This is a genomic window from Streptomyces litmocidini, from assembly GCF_014649755.1.
Taxonomy (GTDB): Bacteria; Actinomycetota; Actinomycetes; order Streptomycetales; family Streptomycetaceae; genus Streptomyces; species Streptomyces litmocidini.
This window is the reverse complement of the sequence record NZ_BMTQ01000011.1, coordinates 17,406-33,728: the sequence shown is the minus strand read 5'-3', so window position 1 is coordinate 33,728 and position 16,323 is coordinate 17,406. Positions and strand designations below refer to the sequence as shown.

Below are 16,323 nucleotides of genomic sequence, written 5' to 3'. Positions count from 1 at the left end.
CGGGGGGCCGGCACCCGCGGCCGGTCAGTAGCCCGCCTCTCCGATCACGTTGACGAGCGGCTCGCCGGCGGCGTAGCGCGCCAGCTGGGCCTTGGCGAGGGCCATGGCCCTCGCCGGGGGCGAGGTGTTCGACCCGGCGGTGTGCGGCGTCAGGATGAGCCCGGGGGCGGACCACAGGGGATGTCCGGCCGGCAGCGGCTCCGGGGCGGTCACGTCGAGCGCCGCGGACAGCCGGCCGCTGCACAGCTCGGCGACCAGCGCGTCGGTGTCGACGAGGCGGCCGCGGCCGGCGTTCACCAGCAGGGTGCCGTCCCGCATCCGGCCCAGGAACGCGGCGTCCACCAGGCCGGTGGTGGCCTCGGTCAACGGCAGCAGGAGGACCACGATGTCCGCCCCGGGCAGCAGCCCGGGCAGCTCGTCCACGCCGTGCACGCCCTCGCGCGCCCGGCGGGCCACGGCCGTGACCTCGGCGCCGAATCCGGTCAGGACCGGAGCCAGGGCCGTGCCGAGGGACCCGTACCCGACGAGCAGCACGCGCTTGCCCTCGAGGGTGTCGGTGTGCGTGTAGTCCCAGCGCTCCTCGCGGCGGGCCTGTTCGAAACGGGGCAGCCGCAGCAGATGGGAGAGGACGACACCGGTGACCCACTCGACGACCGCCCGGTCGTACGCGCCCTTGGCGTTGCACAGGACGACGCCTTCCGGCACGTACGGCCTGATCCACTCCACGCCGGCGGACTCCAGCTGCACGAGCCGCAGCCGGGGCAGCTCGGCGAGCCGGGACAGGAGGGCGGCGCCGACGCCGTAGGGCGGGACGATCACCTCCACGGTGTCCGCCGATGCCGGGAGTTCGGCCCCCCCGGTCCACACATCGGCCCGGAATCCCTCCGGGAGCCCGCCCATGAGGGCCTCGGATTCCGGAGTCGGCAGCCATACGGTGATCTTTTCCGCAAAGGGGAATGAGGTATTCCGGGAGTTCTCCGGATTGTTCTGCGCAAGAAGATCCATGGGGCGTACATTAGCGCCCCCGCTACGCGTGGGACCACGTCGTGGAATAGTGCCGCATCCGTGAATGTCCGTGCAGATCCGGCGGTTTCGGACGGCGGGGCGATAATGATGCCCGGGAATTCCGGCGGCCCGGTGAACCGTTGACACGGGTTCAGGGCGACAGTAAGAATCAAGCCCGGTGGAAATCTTGTCCGGTTGCGTTATTCGCCCTCCGATCCTCCGGCCCAGCGGATGAATCCGCGAACGGCGCGGATTTTCCTCCCGAAGCCGACCGGACCCCTCGTTCACCGCAGCGTCCGGCATGCGCCGCAGGGGCGTCCGGCCGCACGGCGGGCCCGCGCGCGGCTCGTCTCCGCGCGCACAGCCCGTCTCCGTACAGACCGAAGGAACCGTCATGACCGACCCGGCCGTTCACACCCCGGACACCGACGCGGAGGCGCCGGTCCTGCTGCTCGTCGGCAGCGGGTACCGCCCCTACCGCGAGTACATCCTGGCCGCGGTCTCGAAGCACTACCGGCTGTGGCTCCTGGACTCCTCCGAGGCGACGTGGCAGCTGCGGTACTGCCTGGGCGCCACCCGCGTCGACACCCGGAACGCGGACTCCGTGCGCGAGGCGGCTCTGGCCGTCACCGCGTCCCTGCCGGTCGTGGGCGTCTTCACCTACGACGAGACGCAGGTCGTGTTCTGCGCGCGGCTCGCGCAGGACCTCGGTCTGCCGGGCAGCCCGCCCGAGACCATCGTCAGCTGCCGCGACAAGGCGGCCACCCGTGCCGCCCTCGCCGCCGCCGGCGTCCCCCAGCCCGCCTCCCACACCGTCACCAGCGCCGAGGAGGCCCTCGCCGCGGCGGAGAAGATCGGCTACCCGGTCATCGTCAAGGCGCGTGCCATGGCCGCCAGTTTCGGCGTCGTCCGCGCGGACGGCCCCGCGGACGTCGCCGCCGCCTTCGCCGCCGCCGACGGCGCCGACTTCATGAACCTGCCGCGCTACCCGGCGAACGTGCTGGTCGAGGAGTTCCTGACCGGTCCGGAGATCAGCGTCGACGCCGTCATCCACGACGGCGAGGTCACCCCGACCGTCATCGCCCGCAAGCGGCTCGGCCTCGAACCGTACTTCGAGGAGACGGGCCACGACGTCGACGCGCGCGACCCGCTCTTCGCGGACGAGGAACTGCTCGGCCAGCTCCGCGACATCCACCGCGCCCTCGGCTTCGTCCACGGCGCCACCCACTCCGAGTTCAAGCTGACCCCCGCCGGCCCGCGCCTGGTGGAGGTCAACGCCCGGCTCGGCGGAGACCTCATCCCCTACCTCGGCCTGCTGGCCACGGGCGTCGACCCCACGGTCGCGGCGGCGCACGCCGCGGCCGGCCGCAGGACCGACCTCACTCCGGTCCACCACAAGGCCGCGGCCGTCAGGTTCCTGCTGCCCGAGGGGCACTGCCGCACCGTGGCGGTCGTCGTCCACGAGGACCGGTTCGGACCGACGATCCACGAGACCGGCATCACCGCCGAGCCCGGGGACGAACTCGACCTGCCGCCCGCCGCGTTCCTCACCCGCTACGGCCATGTCGTCGCCGTGGGGGACGACATGGCCCAGGTCCAGGAGGACCTCCGGGAACCCGAGCGCCTGGTGGAGCTCCGCGCCGACGCCCTGACCGACTGACCCCGGTGGTCCGACCCGCAGCAGAGCGACCGATCCGCCGGATCCGGCGACGAGAACAGGACCCCAGATGACCAGTGTTTCCGAGCGTCCCGCCGACGCTCCGGCACCGCGGGCGACGGTGCTCGGTGGCGTCCGGCTGGATCCCTCCGAGCTCCACGCCTCGGTGAGCGACCCGTGCCTGACGGCGATGACCCTGCTCAACGACATCGCCGGCCGCCATCCGGACGCCGTCTCCTTCGCCGCGGGACGCCCGTACGAGGGCTTCTACGAGGTCGCCGCCCTCGGCGACTACCTGAGCGCCTTCGAGCGGCACCTGGTGGACGAGCTCGGGCTGGGCCCGGAGGCCGTGCGCCGGACCTTCTTCCAGTACGGCCGCACCAAGGGGTTCATCCATCACCTGATTGCCCGTCACCTCGCCGTCGACGAGGGGATGGCCGTCGACCCCGAGTCGGTGCTCGTGACCACCGGCTGCCAGGAGGCGATGGTCCTGGTGCTCCGGGCGCTGTGCCGCGACGACCGTGACGTGGTCCTCGCCGCGTACCCCTCGTACGTCGGCTTCCTCGGCGCGACCCGGCTCGTCGGCGTGCCGGTGAGGCCGGTCGCGGAAGGGCCGGGCGGCATCGACCTCGACGACCTGGCGGAGCAGATCCGCCGCGCCCGGGCCGACGGGCTGCGCCCGCGTGCCTGCTACGTGGTCCCCGACTTCGCCAACCCCGGCGGCGTCAGCGTCTCGGAGGCCGACCGCCGCGAGCTCCTGGAGCTGGCGGAACGGGAGGACCTCCTGCTCCTGGAGGACAACCCGTACTCGATGTTCCACGGGGGCGAGGGCCGGCTGCCCACCCTGAAGAGCATGGACACCGGGCACCGCGTGATCTACCTCGGATCGTTCGCGAAGACCGCGTTCGCCGGGGCGCGGGTGGGGTACGTGGTGGCCGACCAGCCGATGGCCGGCGGCGGACTGTTCGCCGACGAGCTCGCGAAGCTCAAGAGCATGCTCACGCTCAACACCTCCACGGTCGCCCAGGCCGTCGTGGGCGGCTTCCTGCTGAAGCACGACTGCAGCGTGGAGCGCGCCACCGTGCGCGAGACCCAGGTCTACCGCGACAACCTGCGCGCCGTGCTCACCGGACTCGAGAAGCACTTCGGCGACGACGGTCCGCTGCGCGGATCCGGGGTCTCGTGGAACGTCCCGGCGGGCGGCATGTTCGTCGTCGTCACCCTGCCCTTCCGCGCGGACGACGCCCTGCTCGCGCGCTCCGCCGAAAGGTTCGGAGTGCTCTGGACGCCCATGTACCACTTCTACGCGGGGGACGGCGGATCGCACCAGATCCGGCTGTCCTTCAGCGCCCTGTCGGCCGAGCGGATCGACGTGGGGATCGGCCGGCTGGCCGCACTCGTCGCCGACCGCGTCTGACCCGACGCGCACGACCGTCCGAACGCCCTTCACCGCCCGCCGCACACTGGGGAAGACCACATGGAATGGACAACGCGCAGATCCGTCGTGCCCGCCGCAGGCGGAACGAACCACGGAGGCGCGGCGTGACGGCCACCGCAACGGGTCCCGAGACCCGGCCGCAGCAGGGGCAGGACGGCAACCTCCGGCGCGAGCTCGGCTACTGGAGCCTGACCGGTGTGGCCTTCGGCGGCATCATCGGCTCGGGCTGGCTCTTCGGCTCCTTCTACGGTGCCCAGGCGGCGGGCCCCGCGGCCGTGATCTCCTGGGTGATCGGCGGCGCCGCCCTGACCCTGATCGCCCTCGTCCTCATCGAGCTGGGCGCCGGCACGCCGGAGGCCGGCGGCATGGTGCGGTGGCCGCTCCTCGCGAACGGACCGCTCGCGGGCACCCTCATCGGCTGGACCATGCTCCTCGCGGTCGCCAGCACGATGGCCGCCCAGGCCTCCGCCATCGTGCAGTACGCGAACCGCTACCTGCCGGGCGTGTACGAGGACGGGGCGCTGACCCTCCGGGGCCGGTTCGCCGGCGTGGCGCTGCTGCTGCTCCTCGTCGTCCTGAACTGGTTCGGGGTCAGGCTCTTCGCCCGGTTGAACCTGCTGGTCACCACGGTCAAGGTGCTCGTCCCGGTGCTCACGATCGTGGCGCTGCTGCTGTCGAGCTTCCACCCCGGCAACGTCTCCGCGGGCGGCGGGTTCGCCCCCTACGGATGGTCGGCCTCGCTGACCGCGATCGCGAGCGCGGGCATCGTCTACGCCATCGACGGCTTCGCCTCCCCGATCGAGCTGTCCGCCGAGGCGAAGAACCCCCGGCGGGACATACCCCGCGCGGTGCTCACCGCCATCGGCCTCTCGGTCCTCCTGCACGTCGTGCTCCAGCTGACCTTCATCTTCGCCGTCCCGACCGAGAGCCTCGGCGGGGGCTGGCGCGGGCTGAACTTCGCCTCGCCCTTCGGCGAACTCGCACTGCTGCTCAACCTCAGCTGGCTGGCCGCGGTCATCTACGCCGACGCCGTGTTCTCGCCCGGCGGCTCGACGTACGTGACGGTGGCCGCCGGCAGCCGGGAGACGTACGCGGTGGCCAAGAACGAGGCGCTGCCGCGGCGGTTCTCCGTCGTGTCGGAGCGCGCGGGCGTCCCGCGGAACGCCATGGCCCTCAACTTCGTCCTGAGCGTCGTCATCCTGCTGCCGTCCAGCGGGTGGCGCGACCTCATCACGGTCGTCGGCGCGCTGGCCCTGCTGACCTACGCGCTGTGCTCCGTGGCGGCGGGCGCCTTCCGGGAGGCCGCCCCCGAGCGCCTGGCGGGCTGGGTCCGCGGCCTCGGCTGGATCGCGCCGGCCGGCTTCGTGGTCGCCTCGGAGCTCGTGCACTGGTCCGCCTGGGAGAACCTCCGGATGGCGCTGCCCGAGCTGATGGCCGCCGTGCTCCTGTTCGTCGTCCTGCGCCGCCGCGACCTCGACCTGCGCACCGAACTGCGGACCGGTGCCTGGCTCCTCGGCTACCTCGCGTGGCTGCTGGTCATGTCGGGCCTCGGCAGCTTCGGCGGCGCGAACGTGATCCCGGCGCCCTGGGACACGGTCGCGGTGGCCCTGTGCGCCCTGGCCACCTACCGGTGGGGCGTCCGCTCGGGCGCGGCGTACCTGCGCCGCTGACGGCACACCGGCCGCGCGACGACGATCCCCCGGTCCACGGGGGCCGGGAGCGCGACGGCACGGCCGTCGCGGCGCTCGCCGGAGCCGATGACCCGCCCGCCCGCGGGTCATCGGCGTCGAGCACGGCCTCCCGGTCGCGACCTGTGGCCGTCCACCCCGTCTATGCATATCCTTATGCAGGAACTTCACGGGTGAATAGATGAAAGGGGGCGGCATGAGCGACAGCCCGGCCGGTCGGCTGCAGGCGCTCTTCGAGGGGCACCGGCTGACACCGACGCAGCGGCGGATCGCGCACTGCATGGTGCGGCGAGCCGGTGACGTGCCGTTCCTGTCCAGCGTCGAGCTCGCCGAACTCGCCGGCGTCAGCCAGCCCTCCGTCACCCGCTTCGCCGTCGCCCTCGGCTTCGACGGCTACCCGGCGCTCCGCAAGCACCTGCGGGAGAGCATGCCCGCGGCCGCCGAGGAGACCTCGGGCCTCAACGAGTACCAGCAGGCCGTCCTCGCCGAGATCGAGAACCTCCAGCACCTCGCCGGACTCCTCGCCGACCCCGCCCCCGTCGAGCGGGCCGGCCGGCTCCTCGCCGGCTCCCGCCCGCTCCCCGTGCTCGGACTGCGGGCCGCCTCCTCGCAGGCGCGGGGCTTCGCCTACTTCGCCGCCAAGGTGCACCCGGACGTCCGCCTCCTCGACGAGGGCGGCTCGATGCTCACGGACCGCGTCGACGCGGCCGTGCGGGCGGGGGCCACGGCCCTGCTCTGCTTCGCGCTGCCCCGGCACCCCCGGGAGGTCGTCGAGGCCCTGGAGTACGCGCGGAAGGCCGGACTGACGGTCGTGACCGTCGCCGAGTCGGCGTTCGCTCCCGTCGCCGCCCACAGCGACCTGCTGATCCCCGCCGCCGTCGGCACCGGCCTCGCCTTCGACACCGCCTGCGCGCCGATGCTGCTCGGCCGGGTCCTCCTGGAGGCCATGGCGGACGAACTCCCCGACGCGCAGGCGCGCCTGGAGGAGTTCGACACGAAGGCGGCGGCCCGGGGCCTGTTCGTCGAGTAGGCCCCGCGCGCCGCTCCGGACCGGACCTCCGGATCAGACCTCCAGGTCGGCCTCGATCTTCTTCAGCTGGTGGCGGGCCATCGCCAGGTTCGCGCGGTTCTTGTCGAGCGCCAGGTAGAGGAAGAGGCCGTTGGCGCCCCGCCCCTTGAGCAGCCGGATCAGGTGGTACTGGCTGCCGAGGGTGATCAGGATGTCCTCGATGTCCTCCTGCAGTCCCAGCATCTCCATCGTCCGGACCTTGGCCCGGACGACGTCGGTGTTGCCCGCCGCGGCCATGTTCAGGTCCAGCTCCTTGCCGCCGCCGATCGTGCCGAGCGCCATGCCGCTGGTGTAGTCGACGAGGGCCGCGCCGATCGCGCCTTCGATCGTGACGGCTTCCTTGAGGGAGGTCTCGGTGTTCGCCATGGTGTCGTACTTCTTCCTTCTCGGTGCTGTTCGGGACTCTGCGGGTGTCAGTTCAGGTCTTTGCGTTCCAGCGCGCCGTCGACCAGCTCCCCTATCCGGGCGCTGGACCTGCGGGCCTCCAGGTGGAGCCGCCCCACGTTGATCCGGGGCTCGGCGAGCAGCGTCAGGACGGCCGAGGCGCCCGCCGCGTACGTCGCCACGTAGCCGTTCTCGCCGCGCACGAGCAGCTCGCGGAAGCGGCCCTGCCCGGTGGTGTCGGTCAGCCGCTGTCCGACGCCGAGCGCCGCCGCGGTCAGCGCGGCCACGGTCTCCGCCTCGCCGTCCACCGTGTCGTGGGCGAGGACGAGGCCGTCGGCGCTGGCCGCCAGGGCTCCGGTGAGCTGGGGCAGCCGGGCCCGCAGTCGTCTGAGCTCGCCGAGGACCTCGGCTTCTGCGGTCATGAGCTGTCTCCTCTCGGCGCGCATGCGCAGGGCACGCCTCATCACAGGTGTGCCTCCAGGGCGTCACGGAGCCGGCGCAGCAGGGCGATGTCGGGATCGGCCACCGGCAGGGCGGGTAAGAACGCCTGTGGTGGCGGTGCGGGTTCGGGGGCGAGCGGGGTCTCGACGAGCCCGGCCGCGGCCAGGCGGCGCACGTCGAGCAGCGTGTGGAAGGCGGGCCGGCCGAGCAGCCGGGCCAGCTCCGCCGGGGTCCGCTCCCCGTCGGCGGCGGCGAGCAGGACCCGCTGCCGCGCCCCCACGGTCTGGCCCGGGGAGGCCGGGCGCGGCACGACCGGGGCGGTGTCCACGGCGGCGTACGGCCAGACGGCGTCGAGGAGTTCGCGGCGGCGGACGGTCTCGCGCTCGACGGCCTCGGCGGAGACCGGCCGCACCGTCCCGAACCAGTGCCCGACCCCGTACCGGAAGCGGGTCGGCCCGCTGGTGGGGGAGAGGGCGAAGAAGGCCGCGTCGAAGACGGCGCCGAGGTGGCAGATCTCCAGTTCGCCGTCGTGCAGCCGGCCGCTGTCGACGAGGAAGCGGCCGACCGCGCGGTGCGCCCCGGCCCGGTCGACGGCCTCGTCCCAGCCCTCGCGGGGCAGTCGGCCGCCGGTGGTGAGGAGGACGTCGACGCCGGGGGCGGCGGGCGATTCGGCGTGCACGACCCGGCCGTCGACGAGGTAGAGCGTGCCGTGGTCGCGCAGCAGGGCGCCGGTGGCCTTCTCGGCGGCGAGCCGGACCAGCATCGGGGAGACGGCCGCCCTGCTCATCCCAGGACCAGTCTCTCGGCGAGGTCGCGGAGCCGGAGCCGGGCGAGGGCGAGGTTGCCGGAGTCGCGGTCGAGCCAGAGGTGGAGGAAGACGCTGCTGTCGAAGGAGGTCTCGACGAAGCGGAGGACGTGGTAGCCGGCGCGGGTGGTGATGATGAGGTCCTCGACGGGCGGGCCCGCCCCGGGCCCGTCGGCCGCTGTCGTGAAGGAGTCGAACTCGGCGGCCGATCGGGCGAGTTCGGCGGTCTCGGCGGCCGTCGTCTCGTGGTCGCCGACCGGCGAGTCGCCCGCCGTGCCGAGGGCGAGCCCGCTGGTCCAGTCGACCAGGGAGGCGCCCAGGGCCCCCGGCAGGGCCATGGCCTCCAGGAGGCACTCGTCGATTCCGGGCACGCGGATTTCCCTCCCGATGCGGCGTGGATACGTGCGGCAGTGACGGTGACGCTACTGAACGTTTCGGCCATGGGAAGGGGTTCTGGCATTTTCCATAGGAACATGCTGATGTCTGACTCGAATTGGACCGTAGGAGTCCGGTTCCTCGCGCGGCTCCCCGGGCCGGGCCGCGCGAACCGGCGGCGTCCACGGGGTCCGCGAGGCCGGCCCGACCCGAAAGGCAGGCCCTACCCGACGGGCTGCCGGACCAGCGCGTCCGCCCGCTCCCCGCCCGCCTCGGCGACGATCTCGTCGAGCGTCTGGGCCCTGCGCACGGTCGTGAACGTCACCGCCCCGTCGCCGTCGACCGTGAAGCCGTGGATCCCGGGCCGGGGCAGGCTGTTGTACGCGTAGTGGTGGGCGAAGTAGTACGCGCCGGTGTCCGGGACCGCCACGACGTCGCCCGGGTGCAGCAGCGGCAGCGCGCGGCCCGTGGCGAGCAGGTCCCCGGCGAAGCAGGCGGGGCCCGCCACGTCCTGGACGGTGACGTCCCCGGTGCGGGGCCGCCCCCCGGAGTCGTACGCGAGGACGCGCAGCGGCCAGGAGCCGGGGGCGTAGACCGTGCGGGCGGCCAGCTGCACGCCCGCGTGGGTGACGGCGATCGGGCGTCCGCCGGAGGTCTTCGTGTACTCCACCCGGGCGAGGACCGTGCCGTGCTTGGCGAGCAGGGAGCGTCCGAACTCGGTGACGAGCCGGTAGCGGCCGTCGAGGAGCCCGGGGACGGTGTCGGCGAGCAGCCGGGCGTACTCCGCGTACGTCGGCGTCTCCTCGTCGGAGGCGAAGTTGACCGGCAGCCCGCCGCCGATGTCGAGGGTGTCGACCTGCTGCCGCCCGGCCGTCCGGTTGATCTCCTCGGCGAGCGCGTACGCCTCCCCGACCCCCTGGGCCATGAGGGCGAGCGGGACGCCCTGGGAGCCGGTGTGGGTGTGCAGCCGGGTCAGCCAGGGCCGGTCCAGGAAGGCCCGGACGACGGTCTCGCGGGCGCCCTCGTCGCGGAGCGCCACGCCGAACTTGGAGGTGGCGGTCGCGGTCGAGAGGGCGTCGATGGAACCGGCTCCGACCTGCGGGTTCACCCGGAGGCCGAGCGGTGAGGCGGTGGGGGCGGAGGCGACGAGCGCGTCGAGCCTGGCCAGCTCCTGGAGGTTGTCGGCGTTGACGGCGATCCCGAGCGCGAGGGCCTGGCGGAGCTCGGCCGGGGTCTTGGCGGGGGAGTCGAGCACGGTCCGGGCGGGCGGGACGCCGGCCGCGCGGGCGAGGGCCAGCTCGCCGGGGCTCGCGACCTCGACGCCGAGCCCCGCCTCGTGGAGCAGGCGCAGGACGGGGACGAGCGGGGCGGCCTTCACGGCGAAGGCGTGCAGCACGGGTGCGTCGGTGACGGCGGCGAAAGCGCTGGTCAGGGCGGTGGCGGAGGCGCGGATGCCGGCGGTGTCGAGGAGGGCGACGACCGGCTGCGCGGGGGAGAGGAGTCCTTGGTCGACGGAGGCTCGGACGGCGAGATCACGACGGGAGGAGGCCATGCGGCTCATCCTCGTGCATCGACTGGCCGGTACGCCCTGTTGACTACAACTATTCAGCGAGACAAGATGTGAATATCTGAACGACATTCCGAGGAGGCACCCCCCATGTCAGGACCCCGCCCCGTACGAGCAGCCCGCGGTACGGAACTGAGCGCCCTGGGATGGCAGCAGGAAGCCGCCCTCCGGATGCTCCAGAACAACCTCGACCCCGAGGTCGCCGAGCACCCCGACAAGCTCGTCGTCTACGGCGGCACCGGCAAGGCCGCCCGCGACTGGCGCTCCTTCGACGCCATGGTCCGCACCCTGCGCACCCTCAAGCAGGACGAGACGATGCTCGTCCAGTCCGGCCGCCCCGTCGGCGTCATGCAGACCCACGAGTGGGCCCCCCGCGTCCTCCTCGCCAACTCCAACCTGGTCGGCGACTGGGCCAACTGGGAGGAGTTCCGCCGCCTGGAGCAGCTCGGCCTCACCATGTACGGCCAGATGACCGCCGGCTCCTGGATCTACATCGGCACCCAGGGCATCCTCCAGGGCACCTACGAGACCTTCGCGGCCGTCGCCGCCAAGAAGTTCGGCGGCACCCTCGCCGGGACGATCACCCTCACCGCCGGCCTCGGCGGCATGGGCGGCGCCCAGCCCCTCGCCGTCACCATGAACGACGGCGTCGCGATCTGCATCGACTGCGACCCGCGCGCCATCGAGCGCCGCATCGAGCACCGCTACCTGGACGTCAAGGCCGACGACCCGGCCCACGCCCTCCAGCTCGCCACCGAGGCCCGCGACGCCCGCCGCCCGCTCTCCATCGGCCTCCTCGGCAACGCCGCCGAGCTGCTCCCGCAGCTGCTCGCCGAGGGCGCCCCCATCGACATCGTGACCGACCAGACCTCGGCCCACGACCCGCTCTCGTACCTCCCCGTCGGCATCGCCTTCGAGGACATGGCCGACGCCGCCGCCAAGGACCCGGCCGGCTTCACCCAGCGCTCCCGCGAGTCGATGGCCAGGCACGTCGAGGCCATGGTCGGCTTCATGGACGCCGGCGCCGAGGTCTTCGACTACGGCAACTCGATCCGCGGCGAGGCCCAGCTGGCCGGCTACGACCGCGCCTTCGCCTTCCCCGGCTTCGTCCCCGCCTACATCCGCCCGCTGTTCTGCGAGGGCAAGGGCCCGTTCCGCTGGGCCGCCCTCTCCGGCGAGGCCTCGGACATCCACAAGACGGACAAGGCGATCCTCGACCTCTTCCCGGAGAACGAGTCCCTCCACCGCTGGATCAAGATGGCCGGCGAGCGCGTCCACTTCCAGGGCCTGCCCGCCCGCATCTGCTGGCTCGGCCAGGGCGAGCGCGACAAGGCGGGCTCCATGTTCAACGACATGGTCGCCGACGGCACCCTCGCCGCGCCCCTCGCGATCGGCCGCGACCACCTCGACTGCGGCTCCGTCGCCTCCCCGTACCGCGAGACCGAGGCCATGCTCGACGGCTCCGACGCCATCGCCGACTGGCCGCTGCTCAACGCCATGGTCAACGTCGCCTCCGGCGCGTCCTGGGTCTCCATCCACCACGGCGGCGGCGTCGGCATGGGCCGCTCCCTCCACGCCGGCCAGGTCTCGGTCGCGGACGGCACGAAGCTCGCGGGCGAGAAGATCCGCCGCGTGCTCACCAACGACCCCGGCATGGGCGTCATCCGCCACGTCGACGCCGGCTACGACATCGCCGAGCGCGTCGCCGACGAGAAGGGCGTCCGCGTCCCGATGCGCGAGGGTGACGCGGAGTGACCCCGTCCCACGACGCCGCCGAGGCGCCCCGCGGCCCCGCCCGGGCCGCCTCGGCGGCGGGCGCCGGAGCCGCCCGCGAGGACGCGGCGGGACGGCCGGACTCCCCGTCGTTCCACGCGATGTGGCGCAGCCTCGCCCCCATCGGCCGCAACGCGGCCTCCGGCGGCTACCGCCGCTACGCCTGGACCGGGGCCGACGCCGACTGCCGCCTCTGGTTCCGCATGCAGGCCGAGGCCCGCCGACTCGACGTCGAGACCGACCACAACGGCAACCAGTGGGCCTGGCTCGGCGACCCGACGGCCGGCGACGCCGTCGTCACCGGCTCCCACCTGGACTCCGTCCCCGACGGCGGCGCCTTCGACGGCCCCCTCGGCGTCGTGTCCGCCTTCGCCGCCCTCGACGAACTCCGCGCCCGCGGCGCCTCGTTCAAGCGGCCCCTCGCCATCGTCAACTTCGGCGACGAGGAAGGGGCCCGCTTCGGCCTCGCCTGCGTCGGCTCCCGCCTCACCGCCGGCCGGCTGACGAAGGAGCAGGCGTACGAACTCCGCGACGCCGACGGGATCACCCTCCCGCAGGCGATGGAGGCGGCCGGGTACGACCCCTCGAGGATCGGCCCCGACCCCGAGCGGCTGGCCCGCGTCGGCGCCTTCGTCGAGCTCCACGTCGAGCAGGGCCGCGCCCTGGACCTGTCCGGGGACGCCGTCGGCATCGCCTCCTCCATCTGGCCGCACGGCCGCTGGCGGTACGACTTCGCCGGCGAGGCCAACCACGCGGGCACGACCCGCCTGGTCGACCGCCGCGACCCGATGCTCACCTACGCCGAGACCGTCCTCGCCGCCCGCCGCGAGGCCGAACTCGCCGGCGCCGTCGCCACCTTCGGAAAGATCGCGGTCGAACCGAACGGCGTCAACGCCATCCCGTCGATGGTCCGCGGCTGGCTCGACGCCCGCGCCGCCGACCAGGGCTCCCTCGACAAGGTCGTCGCGGGCGTCGAGTCCGCGGCCCGGGAGTACGCCGACCGCCACGGCGTCGACCTCGCCGTCGTGCGCGAGTCGTTCACCCCGGTCGTCGACTTCTCGCACGCCCTGCGCGACGAGCTCTCCCGGATCCTGGGCACCTCGGGCAAGGTGCCGGTCCTCGGCACGGGCGCGGGACACGACGCGGGCATCCTGTCCGAGTCGATCCCGACCGCCATGCTGTTCGTACGGAACCCCACCGGCGTCTCGCACTCCCCGGCCGAGTTCGCGGCCGAGGACGACTGCGTGGCCGGGGTCATCGCACTCGCCGACGTACTGGAGGAGCTGGCGTGCCGCTGACGACGTACTGGCTGGAACACGCCTGGCTCGACACGAACGTCGAGCCGGGCGTGGCCCTGGAGGTGACCGAGGACGGCCGCGTCGGAGCCGTGCGCACGGGGGTGGAGGCCCCGCCCCCGGGCGCCGTCGTCCTGCGCGGCCTCACGATCCCCGGCCTGGCCAACGCCCACTCCCACGCCTTCCACCGGGCCCTGCGCGGCACCGTCCAGGTCGGCTCCGGCACGTTCTGGACCTGGCGCGAGGTCATGTACTCCGTCGCCCAGCGCCTCACCCCCGACAGCTACTTCGCGCTCGCCCGCGCGGTGTACGCGGAGATGGCGCTCGCCGGCATCACCTCCGTCGGCGAGTTCCACTACCTGCACCACGCGCCCGGCGGCACCCCGTACGCCGACCCCAACGCGATGGGCGAGGCGCTCGTCGCCGCCGCGGCCGAGGCGGGCATCCGCATCACCCTCCTCGACACCGCGTACCTCTCCTCCGGCTTCGGCGCCGCCCCCGAGCGGCACCAGCTCCGCTTCACCGACGGCACGGCGGAGAAGTGGGCGGACCGGGTGGGCGCGTTGAAGGAGCGCGAGGGCGTACGGATCGGAGCGGCGATCCACTCGGTACGGGCCGTCCCGGCCGACCAGCTGGCGACCGTCGCCCGGTGGGCGCAGGAGCGCGACGCGCCCCTCCACGTCCACCTCTCGGAGCAGACGGCGGAGAACGACGCCTGCCTCGCGGCCCACGGCATGACGCCGACCCAGCTCCTGGCCGAGCACGGCGTCCTGGGCGCGCGGACGACGGGCGTCCACAACACCCACATGACGGACGCGGACATCGCCCTGATCGGCTCGACGTCCACCGGCACCTGCATGTGCCCGACCACCGAGCGGGACCTCGCCGACGGCATCGGCCCGGCGGTCGCCCTCCAGCGCGCCGGCTCGCCGCTCTCCCTCGGCAGCGACAGCCACGCCGTCATCGACCTCCTCGAAGAGGCACGGGCGATGGAGCTGGACGAGCGCCTGCGCACCCGCACCCGGGGCCACTGGACGGCCGCCGCGCTGCTGCGCGCGGCGACGGCGGACGGCCACGCGGCCCTCGGCTGGGCCGACGCGGGCACCCTGGAGGCCGGCGCCCTGGCCGACTTCACCACCATCGCCCTGGACTCGGTCCGCACCGCGGGACCGGTCCCGCGCCTGGCGGCGGAGACCGCGGTCTTCGCGGCGACGGCGGCGGACGTGCACCACGTGGTGGTGGGCGGCCGGACGATCGTCGAGAGCGGCACCCACGTCGCCGTACCGGACGTGGGCGAGGCCCTGGCGACCGCGATCGCCGCACTCAGAAGCTGAGAGCCGGGTTGTGGGCAGGCGTTCCGCGGGGCGGAACGGGTGGGCACAACCCGACCACCGGCCCGCACCCGAACGACTCGCCCTCACGGAGAGCAAGATGACGACGACGCTCATCACCAACATCGGCAGCCTGGTCACGAACGACCCCACCCTCGGCGAGGGGCCCCTGGGCCTGATCAAGGACGCGGCCCTGGTCCTGGAGGACGAGCGCGTCGCCTGGGCGGGCCCGGCGGCGCAGGCCCCGGCGGCGGACGAGGCCGTCGACGCGCAGGGCCGCGCCGTCATCCCCGGCTTCGTCGACTCCCACTCGCACCTCGTCTTCGCCGGCGACCGCACGGCCGAGTTCAACGCGCGGATGTCCGGCCGGCCGTACAAGGCGGGCGGCATCCGCACCACCGTGGCGGCGACCCGCGCGGCCACCGACGCGGAGCTCTCCGCGAACGTGGCCCGCTACATGGGGGAGGCCCTGCGCCAGGGCACCACCACCTTCGAGACCAAGTCCGGCTACGGCCTCACCGTCGAGGACGAGGTCCGCGCCCTGCGCATCGCCGCCGAGCACACCGACGAGGTCACCTACCTCGGCGCGCACATCGTGTCGCCGGACTACGCCGACGACCCGGCCGGGTACGTGAAGCTGGTGACCGGCGAGATGCTGGACGCCTGCGCCCCGTACGCCCGTTGGGTGGACGTCTTCTGCGAGAAGGGCGCCTTCGACGGAGACCAGGCCCGCGCGATCCTCAAGGCCGGCATGGCGAAGGGGCTGCAGGCGCGCGTCCACGCCAACCAGCTCTCGTACGGACCCGGCGTGCAGCTCGCGGTCGAGCTGGACGCGGCGAGCGCCGACCACTGCACCCACCTGACGAACGCCGACATCGACGCCCTCGCCCAGGGCGACACGGTGGCGACCCTGCTGCCCGGCGCCGAGTTCTCCACCCGCGCCGAGTGGCCGGACGCCCGCCGGCTCCTCGACGTGGGCGTGACGGTCGCCCTGTCCACGGACTGCAACCCCGGCTCGTCCTTCACGTCCTCGATGCCGTTCTGCATCGCCCTCGCGGTACGGGACATGCTGATGACGCCGGACGAGGCGGTCTGGTCGGCCACCGCCGGCGGCGCGGCGGCCCTGCGCCGCACCGACGTCGGCGGGCTGGGCGTCGGCGCCCGCGCGGACCTCGTCGTCCTCGACGCCCCGTCCCACGTCCACCTGGCCTACCGGCCGGGCGTGCCGCTGGTCGCGGAGGTCTGGCGGAAGGGCGCGCGAACGGTCTGAGAGGGACCGGACAGCCGCACCCGGGCGGGCGGCGGTGGCGCGGCGGCCTGCCCCCGGGTGCCATGACGGCCACCGCCGCCGTCCGGTCCTTCGGCCCTGGTCGTGGGTCTCCCGACCCTCGCGCCGGGCCTCGACGCCGTCCTCGTCCTGCGGACGGCGGCCCTCGGCCACCGCGCGGGCCCGGGGCGTCGGCCCCGGCATCCGGACGGGCGTCCTGGCCTTCGG

At 73.6% G+C, this 16,323-nt stretch carries 14 protein-coding genes; 8 read left to right on the top strand and 6 right to left on the bottom strand.

From position 1 onward, the window contains the following. Positions 1-24: 24 nt before the first annotated feature. Positions 25-867: a 2-hydroxyacid dehydrogenase gene (locus IE180_RS22845; protein ID WP_229860772.1), complete on the bottom strand. Its 843-nt coding sequence runs from the start codon at positions 865-867 to the stop codon at positions 25-27. A gap of 532 nt (positions 868-1,399) precedes the next feature. Between IE180_RS22845 and IE180_RS22840 the strand changes: the two genes are divergently transcribed. The 4 genes from IE180_RS22840 to IE180_RS22825 all read left to right on the top strand — a co-directional run bounded on the left by IE180_RS22840 (position 1,400) and on the right by IE180_RS22825 (position 6,818). Further along, positions 1,400-2,665 (top strand): ATP-grasp domain-containing protein, encoded by a 1,266-nt coding sequence (locus tag IE180_RS22840; RefSeq protein WP_190158807.1) that lies wholly within the window; start codon positions 1,400-1,402, stop codon positions 2,663-2,665. Between the two features lie 67 nt (positions 2,666-2,732). Next, positions 2,733-4,079 (top strand): aminotransferase-like domain-containing protein, encoded by a 1,347-nt coding sequence (locus IE180_RS22835; RefSeq protein WP_190158806.1) that lies wholly within the window; start codon positions 2,733-2,735, stop codon positions 4,077-4,079. Positions 4,080-4,204: 125 nt separating this feature from the next. After that, the gene (locus IE180_RS22830) at positions 4,205-5,770 is read left to right on the top strand and encodes an APC family permease (RefSeq protein WP_229860770.1); all 1,566 of its coding nucleotides are present in this window, start codon (positions 4,205-4,207) and stop codon (positions 5,768-5,770) included. A 214-nt stretch (positions 5,771-5,984) separates the two neighbouring features. Next, positions 5,985-6,818: a MurR/RpiR family transcriptional regulator gene (locus IE180_RS22825; protein ID WP_190158804.1), complete on the top strand. Its 834-nt coding sequence runs from the start codon at positions 5,985-5,987 to the stop codon at positions 6,816-6,818. A 33-nt stretch (positions 6,819-6,851) separates the two neighbouring features. Here the strand turns inward: IE180_RS22825 and IE180_RS22820 are convergent, their stop codons facing one another. The 5 genes from IE180_RS22820 to IE180_RS22800 form a co-directional block, all read right to left on the bottom strand. After that, on the bottom strand, positions 6,852-7,223 hold the full coding sequence (locus IE180_RS22820; protein ID WP_190158803.1) for a hypothetical protein: 372 nt from the start codon (positions 7,221-7,223) through the stop codon (positions 6,852-6,854). 47 nt (positions 7,224-7,270) lie between these two features. Continuing rightward, a complete protein-coding gene (locus IE180_RS22815; RefSeq protein WP_229860768.1) occupies positions 7,271-7,663 on the bottom strand; it encodes a roadblock/LC7 domain-containing protein in 393 nt (130 codons plus the stop codon). 41 nt (positions 7,664-7,704) lie between these two features. Further along, positions 7,705-8,469: a transcriptional regulator gene (locus IE180_RS22810; protein WP_190158801.1), complete on the bottom strand. Its 765-nt coding sequence runs from the start codon at positions 8,467-8,469 to the stop codon at positions 7,705-7,707. Next, positions 8,466-8,858 (bottom strand): hypothetical protein, encoded by a 393-nt coding sequence (locus IE180_RS22805; RefSeq protein ID WP_190158800.1) that lies wholly within the window; start codon positions 8,856-8,858, stop codon positions 8,466-8,468. The genes IE180_RS22810 and IE180_RS22805 overlap by 4 nt, the downstream gene beginning before the upstream one ends. Positions 8,859-9,085: 227 nt before the next feature. Next, a complete protein-coding gene (locus tag IE180_RS22800) occupies positions 9,086-10,423 on the bottom strand; it encodes a type III PLP-dependent enzyme domain-containing protein (RefSeq protein ID WP_190158799.1) in 1,338 nt (445 codons plus the stop codon). Between the two features lie 96 nt (positions 10,424-10,519). On the opposite strand from IE180_RS22800, the gene hutU reads away from it, so the two are divergent. The 4 genes from hutU to hutI all read left to right on the top strand — a co-directional run bounded on the left by hutU (position 10,520) and on the right by hutI (position 16,098). Beyond that, positions 10,520-12,184: a urocanate hydratase gene (gene hutU / locus IE180_RS22795; protein WP_190158798.1), complete on the top strand. Its 1,665-nt coding sequence runs from the start codon at positions 10,520-10,522 to the stop codon at positions 12,182-12,184. A 119-nt stretch (positions 12,185-12,303) separates the two neighbouring features. Further along, positions 12,304-13,500, top strand: coding sequence for an allantoate amidohydrolase (locus IE180_RS22790; protein WP_190158986.1), 1,197 nt, complete (start codon positions 12,304-12,306; stop codon positions 13,498-13,500). Further along, entirely contained in the window at positions 13,491-14,831 is a 1,341-nt protein-coding gene (locus IE180_RS22785) for a formimidoylglutamate deiminase (protein ID WP_190158797.1), read from the top strand. The genes IE180_RS22790 and IE180_RS22785 overlap by 10 nt, the downstream gene beginning before the upstream one ends. Before the next feature lie 97 nt (positions 14,832-14,928). Beyond that, positions 14,929-16,098: an imidazolonepropionase gene (hutI, locus tag IE180_RS22780; protein WP_190158796.1), complete on the top strand. Its 1,170-nt coding sequence runs from the start codon at positions 14,929-14,931 to the stop codon at positions 16,096-16,098. Positions 16,099-16,323: the final 225 nt, after the last annotated feature.